General features: G+C 73.9%; 12 protein-coding genes. 10 read left to right on the top strand and 2 right to left on the bottom strand.

Translation table 11 applies throughout. The features are described from left to right. Positions 1-438 precede the first annotated feature (438 nt). The 10 genes from ACI79A_RS09515 to ACI79A_RS09470 all read left to right on the top strand — a co-directional run bounded on the left by ACI79A_RS09515 (position 439) and on the right by ACI79A_RS09470 (position 12866). Positions 439-2043: an ABC transporter substrate-binding protein gene (locus ACI79A_RS09515; RefSeq protein ID WP_457082375.1), complete on the top strand. Its 1605-nt coding sequence runs from the start codon at positions 439-441 to the stop codon at positions 2041-2043. After that, complete coding sequence (locus tag ACI79A_RS09510) at positions 2040-3077, top strand: ABC transporter permease (protein WP_457082373.1); 1038 nt, start codon at positions 2040-2042, stop codon at positions 3075-3077. The genes ACI79A_RS09515 and ACI79A_RS09510 overlap by 4 nt, the downstream gene beginning before the upstream one ends. Beyond that, positions 3064-3954: an ABC transporter permease gene (locus ACI79A_RS09505; RefSeq protein WP_457082371.1), complete on the top strand. Its 891-nt coding sequence runs from the start codon at positions 3064-3066 to the stop codon at positions 3952-3954. The genes ACI79A_RS09510 and ACI79A_RS09505 overlap by 14 nt, the downstream gene beginning before the upstream one ends. Next, entirely contained in the window at positions 3951-5054 is a 1104-nt protein-coding gene (locus tag ACI79A_RS09500) for an ABC transporter ATP-binding protein (RefSeq protein WP_457082369.1), read from the top strand. The genes ACI79A_RS09505 and ACI79A_RS09500 overlap by 4 nt, the downstream gene beginning before the upstream one ends. Beyond that, the gene (locus ACI79A_RS09495; protein WP_457082367.1) at positions 5051-6145 is read left to right on the top strand and encodes an ABC transporter ATP-binding protein; all 1095 of its coding nucleotides are present in this window, start codon (positions 5051-5053) and stop codon (positions 6143-6145) included. The genes ACI79A_RS09500 and ACI79A_RS09495 overlap by 4 nt, the downstream gene beginning before the upstream one ends. 139 nt (positions 6146-6284) lie before the next feature. After that, positions 6285-7817: an AMP-binding protein gene (locus ACI79A_RS09490; protein WP_457082365.1), complete on the top strand. Its 1533-nt coding sequence runs from the start codon at positions 6285-6287 to the stop codon at positions 7815-7817. A 255-nt stretch (positions 7818-8072) separates the two neighbouring features. Further along, complete coding sequence (locus ACI79A_RS09485) at positions 8073-9449, top strand: C40 family peptidase (RefSeq protein WP_457082363.1); 1377 nt, start codon at positions 8073-8075, stop codon at positions 9447-9449. Positions 9450-9661: 212 nt separating this feature from the next. After that, positions 9662-10966, top strand: a complete 1305-nt coding sequence (locus tag ACI79A_RS09480) for an AAA family ATPase (protein WP_457082361.1) — start codon at positions 9662-9664, stop codon at positions 10964-10966. Beyond that, positions 10963-11913 (top strand): DUF58 domain-containing protein, encoded by a 951-nt coding sequence (locus tag ACI79A_RS09475; protein WP_457082359.1) that lies wholly within the window; start codon positions 10963-10965, stop codon positions 11911-11913. The genes ACI79A_RS09480 and ACI79A_RS09475 overlap by 4 nt, the downstream gene beginning before the upstream one ends. Beyond that, complete coding sequence (locus ACI79A_RS09470; RefSeq protein ID WP_457082357.1) at positions 11910-12866, top strand: VWA domain-containing protein; 957 nt, start codon at positions 11910-11912, stop codon at positions 12864-12866. Before ACI79A_RS09475 ends, ACI79A_RS09470 begins: the two co-directional genes overlap by 4 nt. Positions 12867-12890: 24 nt before the next feature. On the opposite strand, the gene ctlX is transcribed toward ACI79A_RS09470, so the two are convergent. Both ctlX and ACI79A_RS09460 read right to left on the bottom strand, forming a co-directional pair. Beyond that, positions 12891-13961 (bottom strand): citrulline utilization hydrolase CtlX, encoded by a 1071-nt coding sequence (gene ctlX / locus ACI79A_RS09465; protein ID WP_457082355.1) that lies wholly within the window; start codon positions 13959-13961, stop codon positions 12891-12893. Positions 13962-14153: 192 nt separating this feature from the next. Beyond that, positions 14154-15122 (bottom strand): quinone oxidoreductase family protein, encoded by a 969-nt coding sequence (locus tag ACI79A_RS09460; RefSeq protein ID WP_457082353.1) that lies wholly within the window; start codon positions 15120-15122, stop codon positions 14154-14156. Positions 15123-15491: the final 369 nt, after the last annotated feature.

The following is a 15491-nucleotide window of genomic DNA, read 5'->3' as shown; positions in this document are numbered from 1 at the left end:
CCCCCCCCCCCCCCCGCCCCCCCCCCCCCCCCCCCCCCCCCCCCCCCCCCCCCCCCCCCCCCCCCCCCCCCCCCCCCCCCCCGGCGAGGTCGTCCCGGCCTGCCGGAGGGCCGGCACCAGCCGCTCCGGCGCCCCGCCGTGACCTGGTCGTGACCGGTTTCGTGACCGGATTCGTGACCCGCCCGTGACCCGCGCCGCGCCGCCTTCCGGACCCACTCCGGACGGAAACGGAGAGGCCGCTCGAGGGGGCCAACTTCTCTCCCGTACGGCGGAAGCGGCGGGCCTGGTGTGGCCCCCGCCACGGGAGATTGGCACCAGGGCAGTGAGCCCGGTCACTGGACGCGCTCACTGCAGCAGCACCGAGGCTCACCGGCGAACGGCCGGATCCGCGCAGCCAACGACGCCTTCTGAAGCGGGAGCACCCACGTGAGACGAATGATGAGACTGGCCCCGGTCGCCGCGGCCCTGATGCTGGTCACGGCCTGCGGTGGCGGTGACGGCGGTTCCACCACCGGGAACAACGGTGGGAGCGCAGCGGCCGCCGGCGAGCCGGTGCGCGGCGGTGAGATCACCGTGCTGGAGGACGCGGCCTTCGCCGGCTCCTGGCCGGCCGGCCTGGACCCCGCCACCAACACCACCGGCGGCTCGAACATCGCGATGAACCAGGCGATCTTCGGTGGGCTGTTCCTGCTCACGGCTGACGACGACGGTTCCAACGCCGAGGTCACCCCGAACCAGGCGGAGAGCTACGAGATCTCCGAGGACGGCACGCAGTTCACCATGACGCTGCGCGAGGGCATCGAGTTCAGCGACGGCACGCCGCTGGACGCCGAGGCCGTGCGCTGGAACTGGGAGCGCGACCTCGCCAACCCGTGCACCTGCAAGCCGACCTGGGAGCTGGCGGAGAACGGGATCGAGGTGCTCGACCCGCTGACCGTCCGGCTGACGTTCGCCCAGCCGTACCCGGCGGTGCTGGCCTCCTTCCCGGCCGCCAACGTCAACTGGATCGCCAGCCCCACCGCCGTCGAGGCGCAGGGTGAGGACGACTTCGCCATCAACCCCGTCGGCGCCGGCCCGTTCACCGTCATCTCCAACCAGCTGAGCTCGCGGCTCGAGCTGACGAGGAACGAGAACTACTTCAAGGAGGGTCTGCCCTACCTCGACGGGCTGACCTTCCAGTCGATCGGCGGCGACCAGCCGGCCTACCAGGCGCTGCAGGCCGGTCAGGCGCAGGCCTACGAGGGCCTCAACACCACGCCGCTGCTGGAGCAGGCGCAGGCCAGCGACCAGCTGCAGGTCACCATCCAGCCGGCCACCTCGCCGTACGTGATCCAGCTGAACACCGCGATCGCGCCGTTCGACGACGTCAGGGCGCGTGAGGCGATCTACCGGGCGACCGACTTCGAGGCCATCAACCAGGGCATCTTCGGTGGCAACTACGACGTCAGCCAGAGCTTCACCGGCCCCGGCGGCAAGTTCTACGAGCCGGAGGTCGAGGGCTACCCGGAGCACGACGTGGACCGGGCCACGGAGCTGGTGGAGGAGCTCGGCGGGCTGACCGTCCGGCTCGGCACGATCAGCAACTACGTCGCCACCCAGATCGTGACCGCCCTGCAGACGCAGTGGCAGGAGGCCGGGATCGACGTCGAGATCAACGACTACCAGCTCTCCGGGGTCATCTCGGAGTTCACCGGTGGTCAGTGGCAGGCGATGCTGCAGACCGCCGGCGCCTGGGACCCGGCTGCCGGCGTCGGTGTCGGCTTCCGGTTCTCCTCCGGAGTCCCCTACAGCGGGGTGAACGACCCGGAGCTCGACCAGCTGCTGGAGGACGCCGCGGCCACGGTGGACGAGGACGAGCGGGCCGACCTCTACCGGCAGGCCGGTGAGCTCATCGCGGAGAACTTCTACGCACCGTTCGGCCTGGCGTTCGCGCCGGCCAACCTCGCGGTGCAGGGGGTGCACGGTCCGGGTCTGACCACGAAGATCCCGGCGATCCTGGTGAACTCCGGGGTCATCTGGGACGAGGTCTGGCAGGAGCAGTGACCACGGCCACCAGCGCTCCGCGGGTCCCGGCCTCCCGGGACCCGCGGGTCTCCCCGCTCAGCCGGGTGACCGGCTCGCCGATCCTGCGGCTGGTCGTCAAGCGGCTGTTGATGGCGATCCCGATCATGCTGGGCGTCACGATCCTGACGTACTGGGTGCTCAGCCTGATCCCCGGCAACGCGGCCCAGCAGCTGCTGGGCCCCGAGGCCACCGCGGAGGACATCGCCCAGCTCGAGGCGCAGCTGGGGCTCAACGAGTCCGGCGTCTCCCGGTACCTGGACTGGCTGGGCGGCGCGCTCACCGGCGACCTGGGCAACTCGATGGTCAGCCGGCAGCCGGTCAGCGACATCCTGGCCAACCGGCTCCCGGTCACCGGCGAGCTCGTGGTGCTTGCCTTCGTCGTCTCCCTGGCGCTGGCGATCCCGGTGGCGCTGCTCGCCGCGTACAAGCCGAACGGCCTGATCGACCGGGTCAGCATGTTCATCAGCACCATGGGGCTCTCGGTGGCCAACTACGTGCTGGCGCTGATCCTGGTGCTGGTGTTCGCCGTCCAGCTCGGCACGCTGCCGGCCATCGGCTTCGTGCCGCTGTCCGAGGGCGTGTGGCCCAACCTGAGGGCGCTGATCCTGCCGTCGGCGGCGATCGGCATCCCGCTGTTCTGCTTCTACGCGCGCTTCCTGCGGGGCGACCTGGTCGACCAGATGCAGCAGGAGGAGTACGTCACCACCGCCCGCGCCAAGGGGATCGGGCCGTGGCAGGTGCTCATCAAGCACGCCTTCCGCAACTCGTCGTTCGGGCTGATCACCGTGGTCGGCCTCAACCTCGGGGCGCTGATCGGCGGCACGGTGATCATCGAGCAGATCTTCGCGCTACCGGGCATCGGCCAGATGCTGCTGCAGGCCATCAACACCCGTGACGTCGTCGTCGTGCAGGCCGCGGTGGTGATCTTCGCGCTGGTCGCGGTGATCGCGAACCTCGTCGTCGACCTGCTGTACGCCGTCCTGGACCCGAGGATCCGCCATGACAGTCGTTGAACCAGCGGCCGCGTCCGCCGTCGGCCCGGACGTCGACCTCGAGGAGGTCGAGTCCGGCCGCCGGCGGCGCCGCCCCGCCAACCTGGGCACCTGGATCCCCGCCGGGATGATCGGCTTCATCGTGGTGGCCTGCTTCCTCGGGCCACTGCTGCTGGGGCTGCCCCGTCCGGTGGGCGGCAGCGTGCTGGAGAGCTACCTCCCGGCCGGATCCCCGGGCCACCTGCTGGGCACCGACCCCAACGGCAACGACATCCTGTCCCGGCTGCTGCACGGCGGGCGGGCGTCGCTGGTGATCGCGACCACGGTGAACGTGCTGGGGCTGGTCATCGGCGGCACGCTCGGCGCGCTGTCGGGCTACGTCGGCGGCCTCCTGGACACGCTGGTCATGCGCGTGCTCGACGTGCTGATCGCGTTCCCGTCGCTGGTGCTCACCCTGGCGGTCGCCCAGGCGCTCGGCCCGAGCATGACCAACACGATCTTCGCGCTGACGTTCTTCAGCATCCCGGCGGTGGCCCGCATCGCCCGGTCGGCGGTGCTGCGCCTGCGCGAGCAGCCGTTCATGGCGGCGGCCCAGCTGGCGGGGACGCCGGGGTGGCGGGTGCTGTTCAAGCACCTGGCCCCCAACATCGCCCCGCAGCTGATCACCTTCGCGATGCTCGGCATGGGCATCGTGATCATCATCGAGGGCGCCTTGAGCTTCCTCGGTCTGGGCATCCCGGCCCCGGCTCCCAGCTGGGGCAACATGGTGGCCGACGGCCAGCTCAGCCTCTCCGCGACGCCGATGCTCGTGGTCTGGCCCAGCCTGGCGCTGTTGGTCACCGTCCTGTCCTTCAACCTGCTCGGGGAGAACCTCCGGGCGCGATGGAGCGGTCGATGAGCGGCGAGCGGACGGCGGCCCTGCGGGTCGCGGACACCCAGGTGACCTCGGGGGTGATCGCCTCGGACCAGCAGGCGGGGGCCACCGGCGTCCTGGGTCGGCCGGACCCGGTGCCGGGGGAGCCGCTGCTGCAGGTGTCGGACCTGCGGGTGCAGTTCACCCGCGGGGGCCGGTGCGTGCGGGCGGTCAACGGCCTGTCCTACGAGCTGGTGCCCGGCCGGATGATGGCGATCATCGGCGAGTCCGGCTCCGGGAAGAGCGTCAGCTCCCGGGCCCTGATGGGGCTGCTGCCGCCCACGGCGCAGATCACCGGCTCCATCCGGTTCGACGGGCGTGAGCTGCTCGGCCTCTCCGAGGGAGAGTTCCGCAAGCTGCGCGGCGGCGACATCGCCATGGTCTTCCAGGACCCGGCGCGGTCGCTGAACCCGACGATGAAGATCGGCGCGCAGATCGCCGAGGCGGTCCGGGCGCACTGCGACCTGGACAAGAAGGGCGTGCACGAGCGGGTGGTGGAGCTGCTCCGGCTGGTGCGGCTGCCGGCGCCGGAGCGGCGCTTCCACGAGTACCCGCACCAACTGTCGGGTGGCATGCGGCAGCGGGTGATGATCGCCATCGCGCTGGCCGGTGAACCGCGGCTGCTCATCGCCGACGAGGCCACCACCGCGCTGGACGTCACCACCCAGGCGCAGATCATGGACCTGCTGGTCGAGCTGCAGGAGCGCCTCGGCATGGCGGTGATCATGATCAGCCACGACCTCGGCCTGGCGGCCAGCTACGCCCAGGACGTCGTGGTCATGTACGCCGGCCGGGCGGTGGAGCAGGCGCCGACCCGCACGCTGTTCGCCAACGTGCGGATGCCCTACACGCGGGCGCTGCTCGGGGCGATCCCGGCGCTGGACCGGGAGCCGCACTCGCTGCTGCCGGTCACCCCGGGGCAGCCGCCGGACCTCTCGGCCCTGCCCAAGGGCTGTCCCTTCCGGCCGCGCTGCTCGAACGCCACCGACCGGTGCGTGGAGCAGCCCGCCCTCATCGAGCACGAGCCCCAGCACTCCTGGGCCTGCTGGCACCCCTGTGGGACCGAGAACGGAGAGCAGCGATGACCGCCGTAGACGAGCGGGTGGCGGGCGAGCAGGTGGAGGCCAAGGCCCCTCTGCTGCGGGCCCGCGACCTGGTGCAGGAGTTCCCGGTGCGCGCGGCCGGCGGGGTCAAGGGCGGCGTCGTCCACGCGGTGTCGAACGTGTCCTTCGACATCTGCGCCGGGGAGACCCTCGGCGTGGTGGGGGAGACCGGGTCGGGCAAGTCGACGCTGGCCCGGTCGGTGATCCAGGCGCCGCGGCCCAAGTCCGGCAGCGTGGAGTTCCAGGGCCAGGACCTGATGACGCTCAAGCGGGGCGACCTCAAGGACGCCCGCCGGCAGATGCAGATGGTCTACCAGGACCCGTTCGGCTCGCTGAACCCGCGCTGGCGGGTCACCGAGCTGGTCGAGGAGCCGATGATCGGCTACGGAGCGGGGAACGCCGACTGGCGGCGCGCCCGGGTGGCCGAGCTGCTGGACCTGGTCGGCCTCGACCCCTCGTCCTACGGCAAGCGGCGGCCGCACGAGCTGTCCGGTGGCCAGTGCCAGCGGGTCGCGATCGCGCGGGCCATCGCGCTGAACCCGGCGCTGATCATCTGCGACGAGGCGGTCTCCTCCCTCGACGTGCTGATCCAGGCGCAGGTGCTCAACCTGTTCGAGAAGCTGCGCCGCGAACTGGACCTCGCCTACCTGTTCATCAGCCACGACCTGGCGCTGGTGAAGCAGGTCAGCGACCGGGTCGCGGTGATGTACCTGGGGCAGCTCGCCGAGGTCGGTCCGGCCGAGGGGATGTACCGGCAGCCGCTGCACCCGTACACGGCAGCGCTGCTGGACTCCATCCCGCGGGTCGACGCCGCCACCGGTCTGGCACACCGGCCGACGGCGCTGCCCGGGGAGCCGCCGTCGCCGATCGACCCGCCCAGCGGGTGCAGGTTCCGCACCCGCTGCCCGAAGGCCCAGCAGCGCTGCGCGGACGAGGCGCCGCAGCTGCGCGAGCTGCGGCCCAGGCACCAGGTGGCCTGCCACTTCCCGCTCGACGGGCTCGAGGAGAGCCTCCACCGGCCGGCCGGGGCCACGGCGGTTCCCCCCACGGGGCCGGCCGCGCCGGCGAGCTGAGCCGGGGCCGCTGGGCCGCACGAGGGGGCGTCCGCCACGCGGCGGGCGTCCCCTCGTCGGTCGCCCCCCGGCCGGTTAGCGTGACGGGGACCACGTCAGCGGCCGGCAGCGCAGCCGGCCCCGGCCACCGGGAGCCGCCATGCGCGTGCCCTTGACCACCCGTGACTTCCTCGACCGGGCGGAGCTCGCCTACGGCGACCGGATCGGCGTCGTCGACGAACCGGCCCAGCCGGCCGCCTCGCTGGGCCGGGCCACCCACCGCGAGCTGGCCCGCCGGGCCCGCGCCGTCCAGGCCGGCCTCGACGCGCTCGGGGTGAAGGAGGGCGAGCGGGTGGCGGTGGTCAGCCACAACTCCGCCCGGCTGCTGGAGCTGCTGCACGCCGTCCCCTCCTCGGGGCGGGTGCTGGTGCCGGTCAACTTCCGGCTGCAGGCCGAGGAGGTGCGCTACATCGTCGACCACTGCGGCGCCGAGGTGCTGCTGGTCGATCCCGAGCTCGCCCCCGCCCTGGACGGCATCCGCGCGCGGCACCGCTTCGTGCTCGGGGAGGACTACGACACCGGGCTGCTGCGACCGGACACCGAACCGCGCCCCTGGGCCGAGCCCGACGAGGACGCCACCGCCACGATCAACTACACCAGCGGCACGACGGCGCGGCCCAAGGGCGTGCAGCTGACCCACCGCAACGTCTGGCTCAACGCGGTCACCTTCGGCATGCACATGCAGGTCAGCGACCGCGACGTCTACCTGCACACGCTGCCGATGTTCCACTGCAACGGCTGGGGGCTGCTCTACACGGTGGCCGGGCTCGGCGGCACGCAGGTGGTGCTGCGCAAGGTCGACGGCGCGGAGATCCTCCGCCGGGTCGAGCAGCACGGCGTCACCCTCATGGCCGGAGCACCGGCGGTGTGGAACGCGGTGCTCGACGCGGCCGCCGAGTGGAACGGCCCCGTCCCGGGGCGGGACCGGGTGCGCATCGTCGTCGCGGGCGCACCGCCGCCGTCCCGGACGATCGCCCGGGTGGAGGAGGAGCTGGGCTGGGAGTTCAACCAGATCTACGGCCTCACCGAGACCTCGCCGCTGCTCACCGTCAACCGGCCGCGCGCCGAGCACGACGGGCTGGACGCCGAGGAGCGGGCGCGGGCGCTGTCCCGCGCGGGCGCGCCGGCGCTGGGCACCCGGATCCGCACCAGCGACAGCGGCGAGGTGCTCGCGCAGGGCAACACCGTGCTGGCCGGCTACTGGGCGAACCCGCAGGCCACGGCCGACGCGCTCGACGGCGGCTGGTTCCACACCGGCGACGGCGGCACGGTCGGCGACGACGGCGTGCTGACCATCTCCGACCGGAAGAAGGACGTGATCATCACCGGCGGGGAGAACGTCTCCTCCATCGAGGTCGAGGACGCGGTCTTCAGCCACCCGGCCGTCGCCGAGGTCGCGGTGATCGGGGTGCCCGACGACCGGTGGGGCGAGATGGTCACCGCGCTGGTGGTGCCCGCCGAGGGGGCGCAGGTCACCGAGGCCGAGATCATCGGCCACTGCCGCAGCCGGCTGGCCGGCTACAAGACACCCAAGCGGGTGGAGTTCCGCCCGGCCATCCCGCGCACCGCGACCGGCAAGGTGCAGAAGTTCAAGCTGCGCCAGGCGTACCGGGATCCCCAGGACCGCCAGTAGCAGGACCCTGCTGCCCTCCGCCGCAGAGCCGTGCCAGCACGTCACCTGGTGCCGGCGCCTCACCCCGAGGGGGGAGGTGACCCCGGCGAGCTCAAGGCGTTCACCCGATCCGGTCGATGACCCGGTCGAGAGCACACCCGGACGGGTGTGCCTGGACCGGTCGAGACCGGCGCCGATCCCTGGTGCCGGGCAACGCGAGGAGTCGGGGCAGTGCGCCAGCGGATCGGAACGAAGCGCAGCACGCGGGGACGTCGGGTGCCGCGCGTCCTCGGGGTCGCCGCCGCGGTGGTCGTGTGCCTGCTGGTCGCCCCGGCGGCGGCCTCGGCCGCGCCGGCCGACCCGGGCGACGCCCGGATCAGCGCCGCCGAGCGTGCGCGGCAGGACGCCGCCGCCCAGGTCGGCGCGATCACCGCGCAGCTCGCCCAGGCGGAGGCCGACGCGGCCGCCGCCTCCGCGGCCGCGCAGATCGCGCTGCAGGACTACGAGGAGGCGCAGGTCGCCTACGAGCAGGCGCGCGCCGAGGCCGACGCCGCCGCGGCCGCTGCCGCGCAGGCCGTCGCCGAGCTGGCGCAGGGCGAGGCGGAGGTCGCCGCCTTCGCCCGGGCGAGCTACATCCAGGGCAGCACCTCCTCCGGGACGATGGCGCTGCTGTCGTCCGGTGGGCCGGCGCAGCTGCTGGAGCGAGCCGCCCTGCTCGACGCGGTCGGCGAGCACCGCACCGACGTCGTCGCCGAGCTGACCGTGCTGCAGGAGCAGTCCGCCGCGGCCGACGCCGTGGCCCAGCGGGCCGTCGGTGCGGCCGACGGGCTGCAGCAGGAGGCGGCCACCCTGCTCGCCGGGGCGCAGCAGCAGGAGGTCGCCGCCCGCGCGCAGGCCGCCGCGCTGGTCGAGCAGCAGGACGCCGTCGAGCAGCAGCTCAGCGCGGCACAGCAGACCCTCACCGGGCTGCAGGACGCCCGCGCCGCGGCCCAGGCGTACGCCGAGCAGCAGCGCGCCGCCGCGGCCCGTGCCCCGGCCGCTCCGCCGCGGAGCACCTCGTCCGCGGGCTCGTCCCCGGCCGGGAGCTCGTCCGGTGGTTCCGCCTCGGGTGGCAGCCCGTCCGGAGGCTCGTCCTCCGGGGGCGGGTCGTCGTCCGGTGGGGGCTCGTCCTCCGGTGGGGGCGGCACCGCGCCGGTCGACGGGACGACGGCGGGTGCGCCGTCCGGCTCGGCGGTGCAGACCGCGATCGCGGCGGCCCGCAGCCAGCTCGGCGTCGCCTACTCGTGGGGCGGTGGCGGCAGCAAGGGCCCCAGCTACGGGATCCCGCCGGACGCCGGCGTGTGGGGCTTCGACTGCTCGGGGCTCACCGAGTACGCCTACGCCCAGGCGGGCATCCGGATCGGTGGCACCAGCCGGGAGCAGTACAACCGGCTGAGCGCCCACCGGGTCGCCGTCGGCGACCTGCAGCCGGGCGACCTGCTGTTCTGGGACGACGGCCGGGCCAACCCGACGTCGGGGGCGATCGTGCACGTGGCGCTGTACATCGGCGGTGGCCAGATGATCGAGGCGCCGGACCGGGGCCAGACGGTGCGGATCTCCTCGGCGCGCACGTCGAGCTCGACGTACTTCGGCGCGGTGCGGCCGACCGGCTGAGCGGGTTGCCGGACCCGGTGGGAGAAGGGCGTCGGGCAGCCACGGGGGGAGCTGCCCGACGCGAGGCCCAGGCTAGCAGGGCGGGGAACGCAGAGGGGGCTCTCCACTCCGGTGGATGGAACGACCGGACCACCCCGCCGGGCACCACGTCACCCGGGTCGCGACCGGTGCGGGTCGGGGCCTCGCACAGCTGCTTGTAGGACAATGGCCGGGTGACCGCCGCCAGCAGCGCGCCCGCCCAGCAGCAGCCCACCCCGCCCTCCGTCGACGCCGCCCGGCTCGAGCGCGCGCTCTTCGAGATCAAGCGCGTCATCGTCGGCCAGGACCGCCTGGTCGAGCGGATGCTGGTCGGCCTCCTGGCCCGGGGGCACGTCCTGCTCGAGGGCGTGCCCGGGGTGGCGAAGACGCTGGCCGTGGAGACGCTGGCCACCGTCGTCGGCGGGCACTTCTCGCGGCTGCAGTTCACCCCCGACCTGGTGCCGGCCGACATCGTCGGCACCCGGATCTACAAGTCCGGGCAGGATTCCTTCGACACCGAGCTCGGCCCGGTGTTCGCCAACTTCGTGCTCGCCGACGAGATCAACCGGGCGCCGGCCAAGGTGCAGTCGGCGCTGCTGGAGGTCATGGCCGAGCGGCAGGTGTCCATCGGCGGGGTCACGCACAAGCTGCCCGACCCGTTCCTGGTGCTCGCTACGCAGAACCCGATCGAGAACGAGGGCGTCTACCCGCTGCCCGAGGCCCAGCGCGACCGCTTCCTGCTCAAGGTGCTCGTCGACTACCCGAGCCCGGAGGAGGAGCGGGAGATCATCTACCGGATGGGCTCGGTCCCGCCGGTCGCCGAGCGGGTGCTCGACCCCGACGACGTCCGGCGGCTGCAGAAGACCGCCTCGGAGGTGTTCGTCCACCACGCACTCGTCGACTACGTCGTCCGGCTGGTGGTGGCCACCCGCGCCCCGGTCGAGCACGGCATGCCCGACGTCGCCGGCTGGGTGTCCTACGGCGCCAGCCCCCGTGCGTCGCTGGGCCTGATCGGGGCGAGCCGCGCGCTGGCGCTGATCCGCGGCCGCGACTACGTGCTGCCCCAGGACGTCCTCGACGTCACCGGCGACGTGCTCCGCCACCGGCTGGTGCTCTCCTACGACGCGCTGGCCGACGGCGTGCCGGCCGACCACGTGGTGCGGCGGATCGTGGAGAGCGTGCCGCTGCCGCAGGTCACCCCCCGGCAGCGGGCCGGCGGCTTCGGCCCCGGCGTGCCCGGCGGCCCGATGGTGCCCGGTTTCGGCCCGGCCGGTCAGCCGCCGCAGGGCCCGCCGCCCGGCTGGGGCCAGCCGCATCCCCAGGGCCAGCAGCAGCCCGGCCCGCAGGGCTGGGGTCAGCCCGGCCAGGGGCAGCCGCAGCAGGCCGGTCCGCAGGGGTGGGGACAGCCGCCCGCGCCCAACGGCCACGGCCAGCAGGGCAGCGGCTCCACCGCGGCGCGGGGTGAGCGGCCCGACGGCGCCGGGCCGCAGCGCGGGTGACCGGCGTCCCGGCGCCCCAGCCGGACCGCGGCGCCCCGCCGCACTTCGGCAGCGGCCCCTCGGAGGTGCTGCTGCGCCGGCTGGAGCTGACCGTGCGCCGGCGGCTCGACGGCCTGCTGCAGGGTGACCACCTCGGCCTGGTGCCCGGCTCGGGCAGCGAGGCCGGCGACTCCCGCAGCTACCACCCCGGTGACGACGTCCGGCGGATGGACTGGCCGGTCACCGCGCGCACCCAGGTGCCGCACGTCCGGGAGACGATCGCCGACCGGGAGCTGGAGACCTGGGCGGTGGTCGACCTGTCGGCGAGCCTGGACTTCGGCACCGGGCAGTGCGAGAAGCGCGACCTGGCGATCGCCGCGCTGTCCGCGGTCAGCCACCTGACGGTGCGCGGCGGCAACCGGCTGGGCGCGATCGTGACGACGGGGGAGCGGGTCGACCGGTACCCGGCGGCCCCGGGGCGGCTGGCCGCCGACCGGCTGCTGCGCTCGGTGGTCGCCACCCCGCGCGCGTCCGGTGGCCGCCGCGGTGACCTGGCCGCCGCGCTGGAGCTGCTGCGCCGGCCGCAGCGCCGCCACGGGCTGGTGGTGGTGATCTCCGACTTCCTGGGCGACGCCGAGTGGGAGCGGCCGCTGCGCGGGCTGTCCGCGCGGCACGAGCTGCTCGCCGTCGAGGTGGTCGACCCGCGGGAGCTGGAGCTGACCGACGTGGGGTTGCTCACCGTCGTCGACCCGGAGAGCGGGCGCACCCTGGAGGTGCCCACCGGTGACGCGGCGTTCCGCCGGCGCTTCGCCGAGGGCGCGGCCGCCCAGCGCGCGGAGATCGCCGCCGGGCTGCGCCGGACGGGGGCGGCGCACCTGCGGTTGCGTACCGACCGCGACTGGCTGGCCGACGTCGTCCGTTTCGTGGCAGACCGCCGGCGCGCCGGCTCTGGAGGAGCTTCCCGATGACCCTGCAGTCGCCGCTGTGGCTGCTCGCCCTGCTGGCCGTGCTCGCCGTCGTCGGCCTGTACGTGGTGCTGCAGCTGCGCCGGGCGCGGTACGCCGCCCGGTTCACCAACGTCGCGCTGCTCGGTTCGCTGGTGCCCAAGCGGCCGGGGTGGCGCCGGCACGTCGCCTTCGGCCTGGTCGCGCTGGGTCTCGGCGTGCTGGTGTTCTCCCTCGCCCAGCCCAGCACGGAGGTGCGGGTGCCGCGGGAGCGGGCGACGGTGGTGATGGCGGTCGACGTGTCGCTGTCGATGCGCGCCACCGACGTCGAACCCGACCGGTTCCAGGCGATGCAGGTGGCGGCCAAGCAGTTCGTCGACGTGCTGCCGACCCGGATCAACCTCGGGTTGGTCGCCTTCGCCGGCACGGCCAGCACGCTGGTCACCCCGACCACCGACCGCGGTGCGGTGCGGACGGCGATCGACAACCTGGAGCTGGCCGAGGCGACCGCCATCGGGGAGGCGGTGTTCACCTCGCTGACCACGATCAGCAACTACCAGGCGTCGCTGGAGTCCGAGGGCGAGTCGGTGCCGCCGGCGCGGATCGTGCTGCTGTCCGACGGCTACAGCACCATGGGCCGCGACGAGACCCAGGCGATCGACGCGGCCAACGCCGCCGAGGTGCCGGTGTCCACGATCGCCTTCGGCACCGACTACGGCACGCTCGACCTCAACGGCGAGGTGGTGCCGGTGCCGGTCGACCGCGCGACGCTGGAGCAGATCGCCGAGGAGACCGGCGGCAGCTTCAGCCAGGCGGCGAGCGCGGCCGAGCTGGAGGCGGTCTACGAGGACCTGGGCAGCCAGATCGGCTACACCACCGAACTGCAGGACGTCAGCCCGTGGTTCGTCCGTGCCGGGCTGCTGTTCGCCTTCCTCGGCGTCGTCGGCTCGCTGCTCTGGACCAACCGCCTGCTCTGAGGCCCCGCCCCCAGGGGCGCCGCGTCAGCGGGTGGGCTGGAGCGCCGGAGTGCCGCTGCCCGCGGGCAGCACGGCCACGACGTTGGGCTCGCGCCGGCCGTGGTCGACCTGCTCGCCGTGGCGCCCCGGGAGGTGCGGGGTGCCGGAGCGGGTGGCCGGCGCTGGGAGTCCGGCGGCGCCGCTGCGGGCCCGGAGGTGGATGCCGGCGATCATGCAGCGCACGGACCCGCCGGCCAGCTCGACGGTCGGCACGGCCGTGGGCAGCAGCTGGGTCGTCGCCTCGATCCGCCGGCGCTGCGCGCGGGTGAGGCTGGCGGCGGCCCGCGCCGACAGCGCCAGCACCGGCCCCTCCCGGCCGGCCAGCTCGATGGCGTTGCCGGCGAACTCGTGCACCTGGCGCTCGGAGAGCGCGATGACCTCCCGGCCGCTCGCGCGGAGCCGGTCGGCAACGCGGGCCCGGTCGGCGGGCGCGGTGATCATGTCGAGTCCGACGAGCGCCACCGACGTGCCGATCGCCATCATCACGTTGGTGTGGTAGACGGCCCGGCCGGCGGCGTCCGCGGCGTCGAACAGCACCGGCTCGTAGCCGAACGAGGCGCAGAACCGGTCCAGCGCGCGGGGGTGCGCCCGCAGGGAGCGGGCGGTGTAGGCGACCCGTTCCTGGTGGTCGAGGACCATGGCGCCGGTTCCCTCGAGAAACATCCCGTCGCGCTCCAGCTCGGAGAAGTCCACCACCTGCTCGACGTGGTACCGCTCGGCCAGCAGCTCCACGACGTCCGCCCGGCGCTCTCGTCGGCGGTTGGGGGCGAACATGGGGAAGAGCGCCACCCGGCCGTCGGGGTGGGTCGTCAGCCAGTTGTTCGGGAAGACGCTGTCCGGGCGGTCGGGGTCGTGGTCGTCGAAGAGGTGCACCGTGACGCCGACCCCGGTCAGGGCGTCGGCCAGCGCGGTCACCTCGTCGCGTGCCCGGGCGGCCACCGCCGCGGCGCCCAGCGCGGGTTCGGTCTGGAAGGCGTTGTCGACCCGGGTCAGCTCGTTGGGCCGGAACCGGTGCGGACGGACGAGCACGACGGCGCGCGGGGCGGGTGAGGACATCGGTCTCAGCTTCCGAACGGGGACGACCGTCGGGCGAGGGCCTTCGGATCGTCGGTCTCGGCGGCCAGGTCGGCGTCTTCGACCCAGAGAAGTGGTCGTCGACCCAGCGGATCGACGACCAGCGTCCCGAAGCTACCGCAGCACCGGGTCGTTGCAGAACCGATTCGGCCCCCTCCGTTCCTGGCGGGGAGTTCAGCGGCTGGGGTCGAGGACGAGCTTGCCGGTGCTGCGGCGGGCGAGCAGGTCCTGGTGCGCCTCGCGGACGGCGGTCAGCGGGTACCGGCCGCCGCTGACCGAGCGCAGCGTGCCGGCGGCGACCAGCGTCAGCAGGTCGGTGATCGCGGCGTCGAGCATCTCCGGACGGCGGAAGCAGTGCGCCAGCCAGAACCCGGCGACGGTGCGGCTGGTGCCCATCAGCGCCTGCGGGTTGATCGGCTTGGGCGGCACCCGGCCCGCGGTGCCGTAGGCGGCGAGCCGGCCGAACGGGGCGAGCGCGGAGAGCGCGCCGTCGAAGACGGTGCCGCCGGTCATCTCCAGGACGACGTCGACCGGGCGGCCGCCGTTGGCCTCGCGCAGCGCGGCGGTGAAGGTCTTCGGGTCGTCGGCGAGCGCTGGGTCGACGGTGGCGTCGGCGCCGAGTGACTCGGCGAGCGCGCGCTTCTCCGGGCTGGAGGCGGTGGCGATGACCCGGCCGGCGCCCCAGTGCTTGGCGAGCTGGACAGCCAGGGTGCCGACCCCGCCGGCGCCGGCGATCACCACCACGGACTCGCCGGGGGAGAGGTGGGTGGAGGTGCGCAGCAGGTGCCAGGCGGTGGCGCCCTGCAGCACGACGGCGAGGGCCTGCTCGTCGGTGACCTCGTCGGGCACCGGCCAGGTGAGCCGGGTGTTCGCTGCGACCTGCTGCGCGTACCCGCCGCCGGGCAGCAGCCCGACCACCCGCTGGCCGCCGCCGACCGGGGTGCCGACGAACTCCGCGCCCGGGACCAGCGGCAGCTCCTGCGGCGCGAGGTAGCTGTTCTCCGTCTGGTGTGTGTCCGCGAAGTTCACGCCGGACGAGGAGATGTCGTAGAGCTGCTCGCCGTCCCCGGGGACCGGGTCGGGCAGGTCGACGACGTCGAGGACCTCCGGGCCGCCGAAGCGGGTGATCTGCACTGATCGCATGACCCGCAGGCTAGGGGGTCGCGCCGGACGGGGACCGGGAGGAGCCCGGCAGCCCCGGCTCGTCTCTAGGAGCGAGGACACGCCAATCCCGATGACCGCTACGGCCGGCAGGACGGCGGCGGGGGGAAGAGGAGAAGCAACGGCAACCAGCACGACGCCCCCGGCGAGGGCGCCCCCGGTCCAGCGGGGGGAGGCGGCGGACCTGGTCACCGCCGTCCCCAGGGCCAGGCCACCGACGACCATGACCAGGCCGTGCACGGTCAGCCAGCCACCGAAGGCGTCCTGGACTTGCGACCAGGTGCGCAGCCGGGCGACCAGCGCGTACACCACCGTGCTGGTGAAGAAGACGAAGGCGTAGCCGTAGGCGAC

This window comes from Modestobacter sp. SYSU DS0657, assembly GCF_054050925.1.
The sequence above is the reverse complement of the archived record's forward strand: the minus strand, read 5'-3'. Positions and strand labels throughout refer to the sequence as shown.